Source organism: Streptomyces sp. NPDC048696, assembly GCF_043198895.1.
Lineage (GTDB): Bacteria > Actinomycetota > Actinomycetes > Streptomycetales > Streptomycetaceae > Streptomyces.
This window is the reverse complement of record NZ_JBICVJ010000001.1, coordinates 255783-269330: the sequence shown is the minus strand read 5'-3', so window position 1 is coordinate 269330 and position 13548 is coordinate 255783. Positions and strand designations below refer to the sequence as shown.

Sequence of the window (13548 nt, the reverse complement as noted above, 5' to 3'; positions counted from 1 at the left end):
ACGCACTGCGTGCATCAACAAGTGCATAAGTGAGTGCGTGCGTTACGCTGACGTCCGGACGAGAGGGGCGAGATGACTGGCCGACGGCGATGGTCGACCGAGGAGATCCTGGACACGGCGGCGGAACTGCTGCGTACGAGCGACGCCGAGTCGTTCAGCGTGCGCAAGCTCGCCGCAGCGCTCGGGACCGACTCCTCCAGCCTCTACCGGCACTTCCGCAACAAGACCGAACTGCTGCGCGCGGTTGCCGACCGGATCCTGCTGGCCGCCATGGACGGCTACCGCCCCGAGGGCGACTGGAAGCAGCGCATCACCGCCTTGGCCCTGCGCCTGCGCGAGGCCTTCGGCGAACAGCCCCAACTCGCCGCGATCTGGGGACGTTACGCGTCCGGCGGTACCGGATCCCGATTGGTCATGGAAGAGCTGCTGCAGGCCCTGCGCGCGTCCGGCCTGCCCGACAAGGAGGTCCCGGTGCGCTACCACCGCATCGTGATCCTCCTCGCCGCGCTGATCGCCTCCGAGGGCGGTATCAGCACCCTCACCCCCCAGGAGTACGAACAGGGCTTGGAGCAGTTCCGCGTCGCGGTACTCGGCGCCGACCCCGAACGCTTCCCCGCCCTGGCCCACTTCGCCCGCGACGTCCGCCCCCTCGGAGCAGACCGCCGCGCCGCGTTCGAAGAAGTGCTCGCCGCTCAACTCGCCCACATCGAGGCCCAGATCCCCTGACGCGCGTTCATGGGCGGACGGCCCCTGCGCGCCGGTGTCGCCGAGGTCACCTGAACCGCAGTGGCTGCCCGGGCCGGACAAGGCTGGCGCGGTTCCGGGCGGGCGCGAAAGGGGACGATGGGCGCGAAGTGCCGTTCCCTGTCAAAGGGATACGTCGTCACGCCTGCATCGGCTGACGACATGGGTCACGGGCGCACCACGCGAGCGCCGCGACTTTCCCAGGCGCCCCACAACGCACTTCACCCCCGCCGCGCAAGTCCGGACGTCCCCTGCCGAAGCGGTTCACAATGAGGCTCTTCAATTCGTCCTCGATCGGGTGACGTGGGCCCTGGTGGAAACGGACGAGGCCCCAGCGCCGTTGGTCGAGATGTTCGACGTCTCAAGTCCACGGCGATGGAGCCTCGTTGGTTCCCTGCCCTGCCGCACTCGACCTGCCGCACGCGCTGGTCGAGTGGGTCACCATGCTCATCGTCACGCCAGATTCGGCATCTCCATCGACACCGCCCACACCTACGCCGCCACCGTCGTCGACCTCCTCATCGCGAGAGCACCGGGCCTATTGAAGGTCCTGGGGGAGAACGATCCGGCGGCTCTCGCCGGCCCTGCCCGGCCGCACACACCGTCCTCGCCCTTGAGAGGCAGCGTTGAAGAGGCTCACCGAACCATGAGCCGAAACTCGGGCGGGCCCTAGTCCTGGCCCTGCAGCTGCCGGAGCAGGTCGGCGTCGCCCTCCATCCGCAGAGAGTCGTTCGGGATGCGCATGTACATGAGCAGGGCCATCTCGCTCGCCGTGCCGTAGATGGCGGCGGTGGGCTTGCTCTCGGCGGCCTCCGCCGCGGTGAGGCGGGTGAAGCGGGAACCGGCGGCGTCCACCGTCTGGCGCCAGCAGCCGACCTCGGCTGCGTGGTAGTCCATGGTGGCGGGCTCGCCCGGCCACGGGGTCGTGACGGTGCAGACGGTGGCGAGGAACTCCTCGATGGCGTCGACCGCCTCGGTCGTCGGCAGCTCCTGCGGGGTACCGGAGGCCAGTTGGGCGTCGTAGGTGTGGATCAGCGACTCCGGGACGCGGCGGCGGGTCACGGCGGCCACCGTGTGCGGCGAGGCCAGCGGCTCCCACCAGGCCCAGCAGCCCCGGTCCGGGCCGGCCTCGCGCAGAGCAGCAAGCAGTTGCTCCGTCGAGTCGGCCAGCCAGGTTATGAGGGCCTCGCGCTCCCTGGGCGCCGCCAGCCCGTCCTTGCTCGGCCGCTCGTCGCCCGGCGCGGTGTTCAGCACGATGTAGGCCCAGAAGCGGTCCCCCTCACTGAGGTGGTTCGCCAGGTCGTACAGCGTCCAGCCCGGGCAGGACGGGACGTCGGCGTCGAGGCTGGGGGCCGCGGCGACGGCAGCGCGGAACGCGGCGGACCGCTCGTCGATCATCCGCAGCAGGGTGGGGAAGGGGAGATATTCAGTCACAGAGACCTTGTATCACCCGGCTCGGGACTCCAGCACTCGATTAATTGGCTCGGGGAGAGATGCTCGGGGAGCGATAGAGGCAGGTCCTCGGCCGTGACGTGAAGGCGGCCGTGCCGTGCTGCTCCTCCAGCACCCCACCCGGTGACGGACGCGGCCCGAAACTCCGTGGACCGTCCGCCCCGTCTCGGCCATGATCCTCGCGTGACCACCTACCTCGCGTCCGAGCGCCTGACCCTGCGCCCCTTCGCCGCCACCGACGCGGACCTGCTGATCGAGTTGGACAGCGACCCGGCGGTGATGCGCTACCTGACCGGCGGCGCTCCGACCCCGCCGGAGGAGGTCCGCGACCTCGCCATCCCCAGCATCCTTGCCGGCTACGAGCGTTGGGACCACGACCTCGGCCTGTTCGCGGCGTACGAGAAGGACGGCGGCGCGTTCGTCGGCTGGTTCTGCCTGCGTCCGCTGCGCAGCGGCCCGCGTGAGGAGGCCGAACTCGGCTACCGCCTGCGCCAGGCGGCCTGGGGCCGGGGCTACGCCACGGAGGTCTCACAGGCGCTGCTGGCGAAGGGGTTCGCCGAGCTCGGCATCCGCATGGTCTGGGCCGAGACGATGACCGTGAACCGCCCTTCGCGCAATGTCATGGAGAAGCTCGGGATGACGCTCGCGGAGAGCATCCCCACACCGGACGACATGATGGCGGTCGAGGGTTCCGAGCACGGGGGTGTGCGGTACGAGATCACGAAGGAGCAGTGGGAGCGGCGGCAGGCGTAGGCGGCGCGAGGCGCGGCGCCCGTGGATGTGAAGTCATCAGCCCTCACGGCCTTGCCTCATCAAGCCCTATCTGAGCTTGTTCCGTTTTGACGGACATCGTTGATGTGTAGTCAGGCTGTGTGGTTGGTGGTGCTCGGTGTGGGCCAAGGGCCACGACGACGGGCCGGTCCTGCGACTCCAGATCCGGCCCCGGGCCGCCTACCGGGCGAACGGCGCCGGTGACGAGGCCGACGCGGCCCCCATCGGATACGGGTGGAACGGCTCGTTCACCACCCGGCCCGAACCGCAGGCCGCCGTCCTGCTCGACTGCGCACCCGTGCCGGGCAAGGGCCTGTACGTCATGGCCGACACCACCGCCCCCATCGAACGGCTCTCGGCCGAGCAGATGCCCAAGTCGCCCGCCTCGCCACCGAAACGGCCCGCCGGGCGGCCACCGCCCACTCCTGCGAGGGCAAGCCGGGCGAGCGCCCCGCCACCATCGACCGTACGAGGGACACGACCCAACGCCCCGCCACCCAGGCGACCGGCACCTGCACTCACGTCGTGGACGCCCGCACGGCAGCCCGGCTGACGGTGACGACGGTCTCCGAGCGGCCCGCCGGACGCGCACTGACCGAACAGTGCGCGCTGCGGCGGGCCGACCTGGGCCTGTTCCACATGACCGCCTACTACGGCCCGTCGGCCGAACAGGAGATGCGCCTGGACGGCCGCTACCCCGGCACCGCGAAGGACGCCTTCAAGCGGAGTATGGAGTGCAAAGGCGCCCTCGGGACCGCGTACTTCAAGCTCGTCCGCACCAACGACCGTGCCCCGGACGGCACGTCCGGTCCACACGGCACCAGCGATCCCAAGGAACTGAACCAGCTCCTCGACTCCTTCGCCACGGCCTCGGCCGCCCGCCACGGCTGCTCCGGCGCGTAGGAGCGGTCGTCTGCGGGGGCGGCATCCCGCCCGGGCTCGGGCCCGGCAGGCTTCGGTATTGCGCTGGCCGGGCGCCTGTATGGCTCCCCGAGACGGTCCGGACGGCCGAGCCGTAGGAAGGGTCCGGCGACGACCGATGAGTTTCTCCGCGATCCGCAGTCATAGATTCTGGTTGGTGCGCCGCAGCCGCCAGTGTGGTCACAGGGCGCGCCGGCCGAACCTGCCGCGAACCGGTCACGAAACATTGAGGAGCCTTAAATGCGCACCCTGATCAGCTCTGCCTTCATCTCGCTCGACGGCGTCATGGAGGCGCCGGGCGGTGAGCCCGGTTACCGCAACTCCGGGTGGACCTTCAAGGACGTCGAGTTCCTGCCCGAGGCCTTCGAGATCAAGGGCCGGGAGCAGCAGGAGGCGACCGCGATGCTGCTGGGCCGTGCCAGTTACGAGGCGTTCAGCCCGGTGTGGCCCGGCATGGCGGAGTTCGCCGAGTACAAGGTGATGCCGAAGTACGTCGTCTCCACCACCCTCACCGAGGACGACCTGGTGACGAACTGGGGCGAGACCACCATCCTGCGCTCGCTCGACGAGGTCGCCGCGCTGAAGCAGACCGAGGGCGGCCCGATCATCGTCCACGGCAGCGCCGCCCTCAACCAGGCCCTGTCGGACGCCGGCCTGATCGACCGCTACCACCTGCTCGTCTTCCCGCTCCTGCTCGGCGCGGGCAAGCGGCTGTTCAGCGCCACCGACAAGGACACGCAGAAGCTGAAGCTCGTCGAGCACGAGGCCTACGCCAACGGCCTGCAGAAGAACGTGTTCGACGTCGTCCACTGACAAGAGGGCCCGCCTCCGTGCTGCCGTCGCGTCCCCCGGACACGGCACTCGTCGTGAGCACCTGCTCGGTGAGCGTTGGATCGCCGAGCCGGCCATCGACGGACAGGCTTACAGCCGGGATCTCAGCACGTCGACCTCACAGCCCGGCGCGGACGGGTCGAAGCCGTGCTCGACCAGCCATCGAACCACCAGCAGGCTTCGCACCGACCACCACGCGCGGATGACGTCGAGGTCGACGTCGGTGCCGTAGCCGGAGACGACGTCGCCGAGGTGATCCTCGTGTCCGAGCGTCAAGATGGCGAGGTCGAACAGCGCGTCACCCTGGCTCGCCTCGGACCAGTCGATGATGCCGGTGATCTCGTCGCCGTCGACGAAAACGTGGCTGATCTGCAGGTCGCCGTGCGTGAACACCGGAGTCCATGGCCGCAGCGCGGCCTCGGCGATCTGGCGGTTGCGGGTGACCAGGTCGGCGGGCAGGACGCCGTTCCTCACGAGCCACTCGCACTCGTCGTCGAGATCCGCTGCCAACTTGTCGAGGCCTCGGCCGGGCCAGGGCGGCAATGGCGCGTCGTGCAACTTCCGGATGGCGGCACCCGCCGCGGCCCACGCCTGCGGCGACGCCGTCGACGGCTCGCCGAGGCGGCCGAGTGCCGTCCCCGGGACCGCGGCGATCGCGAGCACGGGCGGCTTGCGCCACAGGACCTCCGGGGTCGGGACGGGCGCCAGGGCCATCGCCTGGACCTCGACGTCGATGCGCGCCTGATCCGCGTCCACCTTCAGGAACACGTCGCCGACGCGCAGGGTCGCCCGCTCGGAATGGGCGACGACGACCTTGACCTCATCCATGACGACCAGTATCCGGGGATGACCGTCGCTGTCGCCGGGTTTATCGCGTGCGATTGCCGGGATGAGTGCGTCGCGGGGCCCAGTTGAGGTGCGCCGCACCGGCTGGCTCATCCGGCCGTGCCGGGCGACCGTCTCGGCGAGGGCGAGGACCCGGCAGTGGCGGCCGCGCACGAGTTCGGGGAGGGGGCCGGGTGGCGACCCGGGCCGATGCGACGCCTCCTCGCCGTCGATCCGATGCCGGGCATCTCGACATCGCACCACCGGGTGTACTGGGCGGACAGCGCTGAGCACGTTGGGCATCCCGAGGACGGCACTTGTTCTTCAACCTCATAGCCAGTCATCCCAACAGGGCAGCCGTGAACATCTCGTGGTGAGCCACCAGCCACTCCTGGATGCGGTCCCAACGCTGCCAACCACCGTGCTCGGACAGCGCCCGGGTGTAGACGGGGTCACCATCGGCCACGCGATCAGCGACGAAGGCTCGGCAGGATGCGGTGGCCTGTTCGATGACGTCGGGCAGTTCAGCGCGCTGCTGCGGGGAGAGGCCGTAGCCGTCGGCGAGGATGCGCAGTCGTGTCGGGGCGTCCAGCCCCGCGGGGTAGAAAACTGCCGCGGACGTGGGATCGAGCATGGGAGCTCAGTAGCGGGCGGTCATGGCCACGTCCCACACTGCCCGGCCGGGGGCCGCCAGGTCGAAATCGATCAGGGCTGCGGCATGGCCGTCGCGGAAGACGACGTTGTCCGGGCACACATCGTTGTGGCACAGCATCGTTCCTCCCGCCGGGTCGGCCAGGGATCGGGGCCACTCGACGCCTGCGTCGACCGCGATGGCCGCGCTGGCGTCGTGCAGGCGTCGCAGTAGGCTCCCCACCGATCTCAACGCGGTCTCGGTCATCGCCCAGCGCGGAAACGGTGGTAGAGCGACGTCGCCGGGGATGAAGGTCAGCTCCTCGCGGCCGTCTGCGGTGAGACGGATCGGCCTCGGAGCCGCGTCGAACCCGTGCTCTTTGAGCGCGAGGAGATGGGCATGGAGGGCGGGCGCGGTGCGCGGCGCCGGGCGTTCCACCAGGGCACCGTGGCGGAAGACCGCGCCCGTGTTCACCATGCCGCCGACCAGGGCTTCGCCCTCTGCCTTCTCGCCCTCAGCCGTCACGTCGATCACGCTACCGTCAGGTCGGTCGCGTGTGGGAGGGCCCTGAAATGCGCTTCGAACCAGGTCGCTCACTTGGGTATTTGCCAGCCGAGCGAAGCGTCACGCTTGCGGGAGGACCTGTTCGCCTCTCCGCCTGCTCGCGGGGACGAACTGTGCCGACGCCATGGCCACGGCCCTAGTCGAAGCCTGCCACCGACTCCACGGCCGTCGTCCGCAGCTGTCCACTCGCCTGGCTCAGCGCTTAGCGCGTCACCGTCCGCACTGGCCAGGCGTTGTGACGGGTTGTCAGCCCAGGTCCGCCAGGAGGGTGTTCAGTTCGCTCTCCTGCTGTGCCGGCGACATCGGCGGGTTCGAGTGGTCGATGCCGAAGGTCTTGAGCACCGTGTCCATCTGGGCGTCGATGGAGGTCCAGCCGGTGTCGTCGAGCGGCTGCAGCGAGTCCTGGTCGGCATCCCACAGGTCACGCAACGACTGGGCGGCCGCGTGGGCCCCGGCCGCGTCCCCCGCGCGTGCGTCCTTGAGCGAGGTGGACGCGAGGGTCCGCAGCGCGGCGACCTTCGCGGGCGGGAACTTCTTCACCGCCTGACCGGGAGGCAGCTGGACGGCGGAGGTTGCGTCGGCCTCCGGCGCCGGGCCGACGTGCGGCTGACCGTGGGCCCAGACCAGCAGGGCCGCGGTGGCGACGGCCAGCAGTCCGAAGCCGGCCAGCGCGATGCGCTCCTTGCGCGGGTCGCCGGTGACCTGTGCGGCGTGGGTCGCCTCGTACGTCTCGGTCACATCCGAGCGCGTCACCGTCAGGTAGACCACCGTCGCCAGGATCAGGCCGAGGAAGATGAGGCTGGTGGTGAACGTGCCCAGCGCGAGACCGGTCGGGTCGCCCGGGCTCTGGGCGACCTTGGGGGAGGCGAGCCAGTCGCCGATGTTCGCGCCCAGCGGGCGGGTCAGGATGTAGGCGAGCCAGAAGGAGAGCACGGGGTTCGCGCCGAACCTCCACAGCGCCGTGATCGCCGCGATGAGGCCGAGCGGCAGCAGCACGGAGACGGCCGGGCTCCAGCCGGTCAGCTCCAGGGTCCAGTCGCCGGTCGCCGTGCCGAGCGCGAAGGTGACCAGGACGGTCAGCCAGTAGAACGACTCCCGCGAGAAGGTGGTGACCGAGTGGATCGACAGCGTGCGCTCACGCAGCCACCACACGCCGAAGACCACCGCGAGCAGCACCGAGAAGACCGCGGAACTGACCCACAGCTGCACGTCCAGCTGGTCGGTCAGGATGTCGGTGTACAAGGTGCCCGTGACGCTGACAACGACCACCGTCAGCCAGTAGACGAACGGGACGTACCGCTTCAGCCGCAGCTGTACGGCCAGGACCACCACCAGGACCGCGGTGAAGATCCAGGCCGTGTTCACCAGACCGACGCCCAGTTGGGTGTTGATCCAGTCGGCGAAGCTCTCACCGACCGTCGTGCACAGGACCTTGATCACCCAGAACCAGATGGTGACCTCGGGAACCCTGTTGAGCATGAGCCGCCCGCTGCGCGTGCGTGCTTCGGTTGTCGTTGTCATGAAGGGAGGTCTACGCGGCGGAACCTGCACGCAACCTGACTACGTAACCGCCCGCGCGGCCGGGAGCGTCACCTCGACGTGACCACGGCCGTCCGCGATCGCGCGGACCTCCACACCGGCCGAGGCGGCGATGCGCCGGACCACCGGCAGCCCCAGGCCGTACCCACCGCCGCCGCTCACACCCGCTTCGAAGACCCGGTCGACCTCCGCGGGATCGAACCCGGGGCCGTCGTCCAGGACATCGACCACGATTGCCTCACCGTGGCTGCGCGCGGTGATCCACACACGCGACCGCGCATGCCGCAAGGCGTTCTCCACCAGGGGAGACAGCAGCGCCACGGCGACTTCGGCCGCCACGGCGACTTCCACCTTCGGGGGAAAGGCGACGTCGACGGCGCGGTCGGCGATCGCCTGTCGCGCGGCGGAGCGCAGATCGCACCGGGTGCCGGCGTCTGTCCGTGCACGTGCGGCGCCCAGAATCGTCGTGATCGCCGCAGTGAGGCGGTCGACCTCGCTCAGCACCGCCTCCGGCGCCACCGGCTCGCCGGACAACTGCGCGAGCTGCGCCTCGCCCCGCAGGACCGTGAGCGGTGTCCGCAGCTCGTGGGCGATCTCATCGGTGAGCCGGCGCTCGTCCGCCAGCGCGTTGTCGACGCGCTCCAGGAGGTGGTCCAGGGTCCGCCCCAGTTCCCCGAACTCGTCGCGCGGGACTCCGAGGTCGAAACGGCGCCCGGGTTCGTGATGGCCCCAGTCGTCGGCGAGGGCGGCCATCTCGTGCACGACCCGCAGCGCGCGGCGCACCACGAGGTGCGCGACACCACCGGCGAGGAGGATGGCGAGGCCGCCCAGGATCAGCGACAAGGTCAGACTGTGCTGCTCGGACGTCTCGTAGGGCGTGAGGTCCACCCGGACGATCACCATGACGTGGTGGCCGTCGACCGGGACCTGCTGCGCGTACAGGAGGTAGTGCCCGACGGTGGCGGTCTGCGATCGCCCTGAGCCTGCCAGCGCCTCGACGCGCCCGACCATGCTGCCCGGTACGTTCCCGTCGACCAGGCGGCCGTCGGCGTAGACCCAGGCGACCGCGTCCAGCGCCTCGCTGTCGTTCTCGGTCAGCACGACGCGGCCGCCGACGGTGGTGACGTTCGCCGCGACGGCCTCGGCACGGGTACGCGCCAGATCGTGCGCGTCGGCGTCCGTCACCCGGCTCAGCAGTACGTGCGAGACCACGACCAGAATCGCGACCACGGCGGTGGCGACCAGCACAGTGAGCGCGACGACCCTCCTGCGGAATCGCGTCACTGCCATCGGTAGCCCACGCCGCGCACGGTCGCCAGACGCTCGGCCACACCCAGCGGACCGAGCTTGGTCCGCAGCCGGCGCACGAAGGAGTCGAGGGTGTTGTCGCTGACCTGCGCTCCGTGCGGCCAGCCGGCGGCGATCAGGGCGTGGCGGCGTACCGCGTCGCCCTGCGAGGCGATCAGGCGGCCCAGCAGCCGGAACTCGGTCGGGGTCAGGCTCTCGCTCACCGAGTCGTAGGTCACCACGTGCTTCGCCGGGTCGAGGACGACTTCGCATGGTGCGGGCGCCACGGTGGCCCGACGCAGCAGTGCTCGAACGCGCACCAGCAGTTCCGGGATATCGAAGGGTTTGGTCATGTAGTCGTCGGCGCCGGCCTCGAAGCCGCCCACCTTGTGATGCAGGCCGTCCAAGGCGGTGAGCATCAACACCGGCACGTCGACGCCGCGAGCCCGCAGGGCCAGGCAGACGTCGCGGCCGTCGGCGTCCGGGAGCCCGAGATCCAGAACGACCAGATGGGGAGCCGGTGTGAGCCGGCACAACAGGCTGTCGGCCGTGGCGGCGGTGGAGACGGTGTGACCGTCGTGCTCCAGGGCGCGCTTGAGGACGCCGCGGACCGCCGCGTCGTCTTCGCACACCATGATGAGAGCCACGCGCTGACCCTAGATACTCCTGCCCCAGTTCTCCATCTGCCCTGGTCAGCCGCCTGACAGCCGGGATCGGTCGGTCGATCCCTGGCAGCGGGGGTTCGCGGGGGACGACAATGGGCCGCATGGACGCTGTCCAGGAGTACATCGACGCCATCGCGCCAGGTCACCGCGCGCTCTTCGACCGTGTGAGCGGGCTGATCCTGACGGAATTCCCGCAGGCGAGCGTGGCGCTGTCCTACGGAATGCCCACCTACCGGGTCGACAAGCGCAGACTGCACATCGGTGTCTGGCAGCACGGCGTCTCGATCTACGGGTGGGGAGCAGACCGGGATGGCGGCTTCAGCTCCCGCCAGCCCACGCTCATCAGCGGAAAGGCCACCATTCGACTGCGGTCCACGGACATGGCGGCCGTCACTGACGATGAGCTGCGCGCCCTCATCCGTGCCGCGCTGAAGGCTTGACCCGAGGCGGGTCATGACGTTGTCGACGTGGCATCGGCCAGCGGTTTGTGAGGGTGGGCGCGAGGCACGAGGGATGTGGTGACAGGGCCCCACGGTGCTCGGTCGCCTTTCGACAGCGCGGGCGTACGCCTCGGGTTTGCAGGTCGGTGGCCCTCCTCGACGGCCTGCTCTGTTACGGGTGGCGCAGTGATCGGTCGAAGTGGCGGACGAAGACGTCCGACTTGCCGTTGGTGTCGCCCGGCACGATGTCGTCGGCCGTGGACTCGAAGATCACATCCCGCCCACCGGCGCTGACCGCGTTGGTCCCGGCCGAGGCGGGCTGGTCCGAGACGACCTGGTCGGTGTCCGTCTGCAGGTCGCGCAGAGTGAGCGACGGCCTGGTCGTGTCGTTCGGGGCGTACAGCAGGTAGCGGCCGGTGGGATCGATGGCCACGCCCCGCGCGTTCGGCACCAGCTGGGTGGTGCCCGAGGGTACGTCGTAGACGTAGGTGTCGGAGTCCGAGAGGTAGACGACCTTGGTGCCGTCGCTGCTGAGCTGGACGAGCGTCGCCCCGTTGGAGGAGTCTTCGATCGGGCCGGAGGTGGTGCCGTCCGTGCGGTCCCACACGAAGACGTCCCCGGCCTGGCTGTCCTGGTAGGCGACATAGCGGCCGTCGCCGCTGATGGACGGCCGGGAGGGCTCGGTGTGATCGAGGGTGGCGACGGTTGCCCTGGTGCCCCCGTGGTTCCAGTCCTGAACCTCGATGCGCTGGCCGGGCGACGGTCGCTGGTAGAAGATGGTGAGGGCGATGTGCAGGCCGTCCGCGTTCAGCGACGACTCGTTGCAACTGTAGGCCGAGCAGTCGGGGGAAGCCTCCCTTCCCGTGCCCACCTGGTACTGGTGAAGCCGCACGTTTTTCATCCACCGCACCGGATAGACGACGTACTCTCCGTCACCGCTGATCACGGGAGGCTGGAGCGCGGTCAGGTCCCCGATGCGCTTGATCGCTCTCGTCTGCTGGTCGCGGACGAATACCTTGTTGCCTCCCGTCGTTTGATCGGGCGTGAGGTTTTTCGCCGACGACGAGAAGACGATGTGGCGGCCGTCGGGCGTGATCGAGGCGTCGCCGGAGTTGTCATCGGCCTGGGTGCCGTCGGCCGCGACACTGACCCTCTCGACACCGGCTGAGCGGATGCCCGCGAGGCCCGCCACGGCCGTGGGCTCGGCCCAGGCGGCTGCGGGCAGCACCGTCGTGACCGCGCAGACCACGACCGCCGCGCTCAGGGCGGCCCGCACACGTCTGGTGGTGCTCCGGTTCGTTTTTACCCTCATTTTCCCCCCAGAAAGGACATGGTCTCTTCTCCGGCTCCCCACCGGAGGACCACAAGCATGCAGCCGCAACGGCGCTGTGGGAGGCGGGGTTTCGGTCATATAGGAGCGGTTCGCTTCTCCACCACGCGGCGTTCCCCGCGACCGGCATCCGCGGCACCGACATCTGCCAAATCTGTTAGTGATCACTAAGCTCGCTGTCACCCGCGCGTGCGACCGGCTGGGCCGGCACCGGCACGCCCCGGCGCCCAACGGCTTCTCAACGCCCTCTGAGAGCGAGGCTTGAAGCCGCCGCAGCGGAAGCCTCTACCGTCGTGAGCAGGGCCGGAGAATCCGGCTCGGTGAAGTACGTGTGAGGGAGACGGCGATGGCCGGGCCGATCGCGGAGGTCGCCCGGATGTCGGGTGTGACGGCCCGGACACTGCGCCACTACGACGAGATCGGCTTGCTGGCGCCGGCCTGGATCGGGGCCAACGGCCACCGCTACTACGAGGAGCGCCAACCGCTGCGGCTGCAGCAGGTCCTCGTGTTGCGGGCGCTGGGCGTGGGACTGCCTGAAATCGGGCGGATCCTGGCCGCGCAGGTCGTCGCGGCGGAGCCGGGAGAGCAGCGGGTGGGAAGGGGAGCGTGGATCGCCACTTATGATTCAAGGCGGCTGCGGCAGGGTGGGCCCGTCGGCGTATGCGGCACTTGCAGAGCGGTCGGTCCGGCCGGTTGTGGGCGGCGGCCTGCGCAGGGGCCTTGGCTTGGCCGAGGACCAGGCGAGTACCACATGGTGCTGAGCGCGAGGGTTTGGGGGGATCGGGTGACCCCGCTGGTTGCGTCTCGGCGATGTGGGCTGCCCGCCCGCGCACAGATGACCCCGGGGAGAAGTGAGGTATGGCAGTGATCTGCGTCGGTGGCATGATCGGGATCGGCAAGACGAGCGTGGCCGAGCTGCTCGCCAAGGAGCTGGGCAGCAACGTCTTCTACGAGAGTGTGGACGACAACCCGATCCTTCCGCTGTTCTACACGGCGAGCCCCGAAGAGATCCAGGCGAAGCGCTACCCCTTCCTGCTCCAGCTCTACTTCCTGCAGACGCGGTTCGCCTCGATCAAGGAGGCCTACAAGCAGGGCGACAACGTCCTGGACCGGTCGATCTACGAGGACTGGTACTTCGCCAAGGTCAATCACGATCTCGGCCGGATCAGCTCCCTTGAGATGCGGGTGTACGAGGGACTGCTTGAGGAGATGATGCGCGAGATCGACGGCCTGCCGTACCGCAAGGCGCCCGATCTCATGGTCTACCTCAAGGCGGACTTCGAGACGGTCCTGCACCGCATCGGGCTGCGAGGCCGCGATTTCGAGCAGGACAGCGCTCTCGTCGAGTACTACCGCACCCTGTGGTCCGGCTACGACGACTGGGTGCACCAGCACTACTCGGCCAGCGACGTCCTCGTCGTCGACATGAACCACACCGACGTGGTGAACAACCCCGAGGACGCGGCCCGCGTGGCGCGGGAGGTCAAGGACGCCCTGGCCGCGGCCAAGCACCGGATCTGAGCACGTTCCGCCCGGCTGCCTTTCTGC

The 13548-nt window shown here is 69.4% G+C and carries 13 protein-coding genes and 3 pseudogenes; 9 read left to right on the top strand and 7 right to left on the bottom strand.

The features are described from left to right. The first annotated feature begins 72 nt into the window (after window positions 1–72). Both ACGFRG_RS01245 and ACGFRG_RS01240 read left to right on the top strand, forming a co-directional pair. Window positions 73–726, top strand: a complete 654-nt coding sequence (locus tag ACGFRG_RS01245) for a TetR/AcrR family transcriptional regulator (RefSeq protein ID WP_361416646.1) — start codon at window positions 73–75, stop codon at window positions 724–726. A 404-nt stretch (window positions 727–1130) separates the two neighbouring features. Next, window positions 1131–1312 (top strand): annotated as a pseudogene (locus tag ACGFRG_RS01240) (IS5/IS1182 family transposase); the annotation flags it as partial. Between the two features lie 101 nt (window positions 1313–1413). Here the strand turns inward: ACGFRG_RS01240 and ACGFRG_RS01235 are convergent. Continuing rightward, on the bottom strand, window positions 1414–2178 hold the full coding sequence (locus ACGFRG_RS01235; RefSeq protein ID WP_393260120.1) for a maleylpyruvate isomerase family mycothiol-dependent enzyme: 765 nt from the start codon (window positions 2176–2178) through the stop codon (window positions 1414–1416). A 201-nt stretch (window positions 2179–2379) separates the two neighbouring features. Between ACGFRG_RS01235 and ACGFRG_RS01230 the strand changes: the two genes are divergently transcribed. The 4 genes from ACGFRG_RS01230 (at window position 2380) to ACGFRG_RS01215 (ending at window position 4701) form a co-directional block, all read left to right on the top strand. Next, complete coding sequence (locus tag ACGFRG_RS01230) at window positions 2380–2949, top strand: GNAT family N-acetyltransferase (protein ID WP_393260117.1); 570 nt, start codon at window positions 2380–2382, stop codon at window positions 2947–2949. A gap of 136 nt (window positions 2950–3085) precedes the next feature. Next, window positions 3086–3520: a hypothetical protein gene (locus ACGFRG_RS01225; protein ID WP_393260114.1), complete on the top strand. Its 435-nt coding sequence runs from the start codon at window positions 3086–3088 to the stop codon at window positions 3518–3520. Beyond that, a complete protein-coding gene (locus ACGFRG_RS01220) occupies window positions 3493–3870 on the top strand; it encodes a hypothetical protein (RefSeq protein WP_393260112.1) in 378 nt (125 codons plus the stop codon). The genes ACGFRG_RS01225 and ACGFRG_RS01220 overlap by 28 nt, the downstream gene beginning before the upstream one ends. Window positions 3871–4128: 258 nt before the next feature. After that, on the top strand, window positions 4129–4701 hold the full coding sequence (locus ACGFRG_RS01215) for a dihydrofolate reductase family protein (RefSeq protein ID WP_393260109.1): 573 nt from the start codon (window positions 4129–4131) through the stop codon (window positions 4699–4701). 108 nt (window positions 4702–4809) lie between these two features. Here ACGFRG_RS01215 and ACGFRG_RS01210 read toward each other — a convergent pair whose 3' ends face one another. The 5 genes and pseudogenes from ACGFRG_RS01210 to ACGFRG_RS01190 all read right to left on the bottom strand — a co-directional run bounded on the left by ACGFRG_RS01210 (window position 4810) and on the right by ACGFRG_RS01190 (window position 10212). Beyond that, a complete protein-coding gene (locus ACGFRG_RS01210) occupies window positions 4810–5547 on the bottom strand; it encodes a phosphotransferase family protein (RefSeq protein WP_393260106.1) in 738 nt (245 codons plus the stop codon). Window positions 5548–5884: 337 nt separating this feature from the next. After that, window positions 5885–6652: pseudogene (locus ACGFRG_RS01205) on the bottom strand (phosphotransferase). A 333-nt stretch (window positions 6653–6985) separates the two neighbouring features. Then, the gene (locus ACGFRG_RS01200; protein WP_393260104.1) at window positions 6986–8260 is read right to left on the bottom strand and encodes a hypothetical protein; all 1275 of its coding nucleotides are present in this window, start codon (window positions 8258–8260) and stop codon (window positions 6986–6988) included. A 39-nt stretch (window positions 8261–8299) separates the two neighbouring features. Next, a complete protein-coding gene (locus ACGFRG_RS01195) occupies window positions 8300–9568 on the bottom strand; it encodes a sensor histidine kinase (protein ID WP_393260101.1) in 1269 nt (422 codons plus the stop codon). Continuing rightward, window positions 9559–10212: a response regulator transcription factor gene (locus ACGFRG_RS01190; protein ID WP_361416617.1), complete on the bottom strand. Its 654-nt coding sequence runs from the start codon at window positions 10210–10212 to the stop codon at window positions 9559–9561. Before ACGFRG_RS01190 ends, ACGFRG_RS01195 begins: the two co-directional genes overlap by 10 nt. Before the next feature lie 119 nt (window positions 10213–10331). Here ACGFRG_RS01190 and ACGFRG_RS01185 point away from each other — a divergent pair, with 119 nt between their 5' ends. After that, complete coding sequence (locus ACGFRG_RS01185) at window positions 10332–10670, top strand: DUF1801 domain-containing protein (protein ID WP_393260099.1); 339 nt, start codon at window positions 10332–10334, stop codon at window positions 10668–10670. Between the two features lie 172 nt (window positions 10671–10842). Here the strand turns inward: ACGFRG_RS01185 and ACGFRG_RS01180 are convergent, their stop codons facing one another. Continuing rightward, window positions 10843–11946 (bottom strand): hypothetical protein, encoded by a 1104-nt coding sequence (locus ACGFRG_RS01180; protein ID WP_393260097.1) that lies wholly within the window; start codon window positions 11944–11946, stop codon window positions 10843–10845. A 400-nt stretch (window positions 11947–12346) separates the two neighbouring features. On the opposite strand from ACGFRG_RS01180, the pseudogene ACGFRG_RS01175 reads away from it, so the two are divergent. Both ACGFRG_RS01175 and ACGFRG_RS01170 read left to right on the top strand, forming a co-directional pair. Beyond that, a pseudogene (locus ACGFRG_RS01175) lies at window positions 12347–12577 on the top strand (MerR family transcriptional regulator); the annotation flags it as partial. A 281-nt stretch (window positions 12578–12858) separates the two neighbouring features. Then, window positions 12859–13521 carry a deoxynucleoside kinase gene (locus ACGFRG_RS01170; RefSeq protein ID WP_361416608.1) on the top strand — a complete coding sequence of 221 codons (663 nt, stop codon included), beginning with the start codon at window positions 12859–12861 and terminating at the stop codon, window positions 13519–13521. The last annotated feature ends 27 nt before the right edge of the window (window positions 13522–13548 follow it).

Excerpts from the sequence above, each read along its gene's own strand:
- ACGFRG_RS01200 (WP_393260104.1), bottom strand. The coding sequence starts at position 8,260 with ATGACAACGACAACCGAAGCACGCACGCGCAGCGGGCGGCTCATGCTC.
- ACGFRG_RS01170 (WP_361416608.1), top strand. The coding sequence starts at position 12,859 with ATGGCAGTGATCTGCGTCGGTGGCATGATCGGGATCGGCAAGACGAGC.
- ACGFRG_RS01210 (WP_393260106.1), bottom strand. The coding sequence starts at position 5,547 with ATGGATGAGGTCAAGGTCGTCGTCGCCCATTCCGAGCGGGCGACCCTG.
- ACGFRG_RS01195 (WP_393260101.1), bottom strand. The coding sequence starts at position 9,568 with ATGGCAGTGACGCGATTCCGCAGGAGGGTCGTCGCGCTCACTGTGCTG.
- ACGFRG_RS01185 (WP_393260099.1), top strand. The coding sequence starts at position 10,332 with ATGGACGCTGTCCAGGAGTACATCGACGCCATCGCGCCAGGTCACCGC.
- ACGFRG_RS01245 (WP_361416646.1), top strand. The coding sequence starts at position 73 with ATGACTGGCCGACGGCGATGGTCGACCGAGGAGATCCTGGACACGGCG.
- ACGFRG_RS01215 (WP_393260109.1), top strand. The coding sequence starts at position 4,129 with ATGCGCACCCTGATCAGCTCTGCCTTCATCTCGCTCGACGGCGTCATG.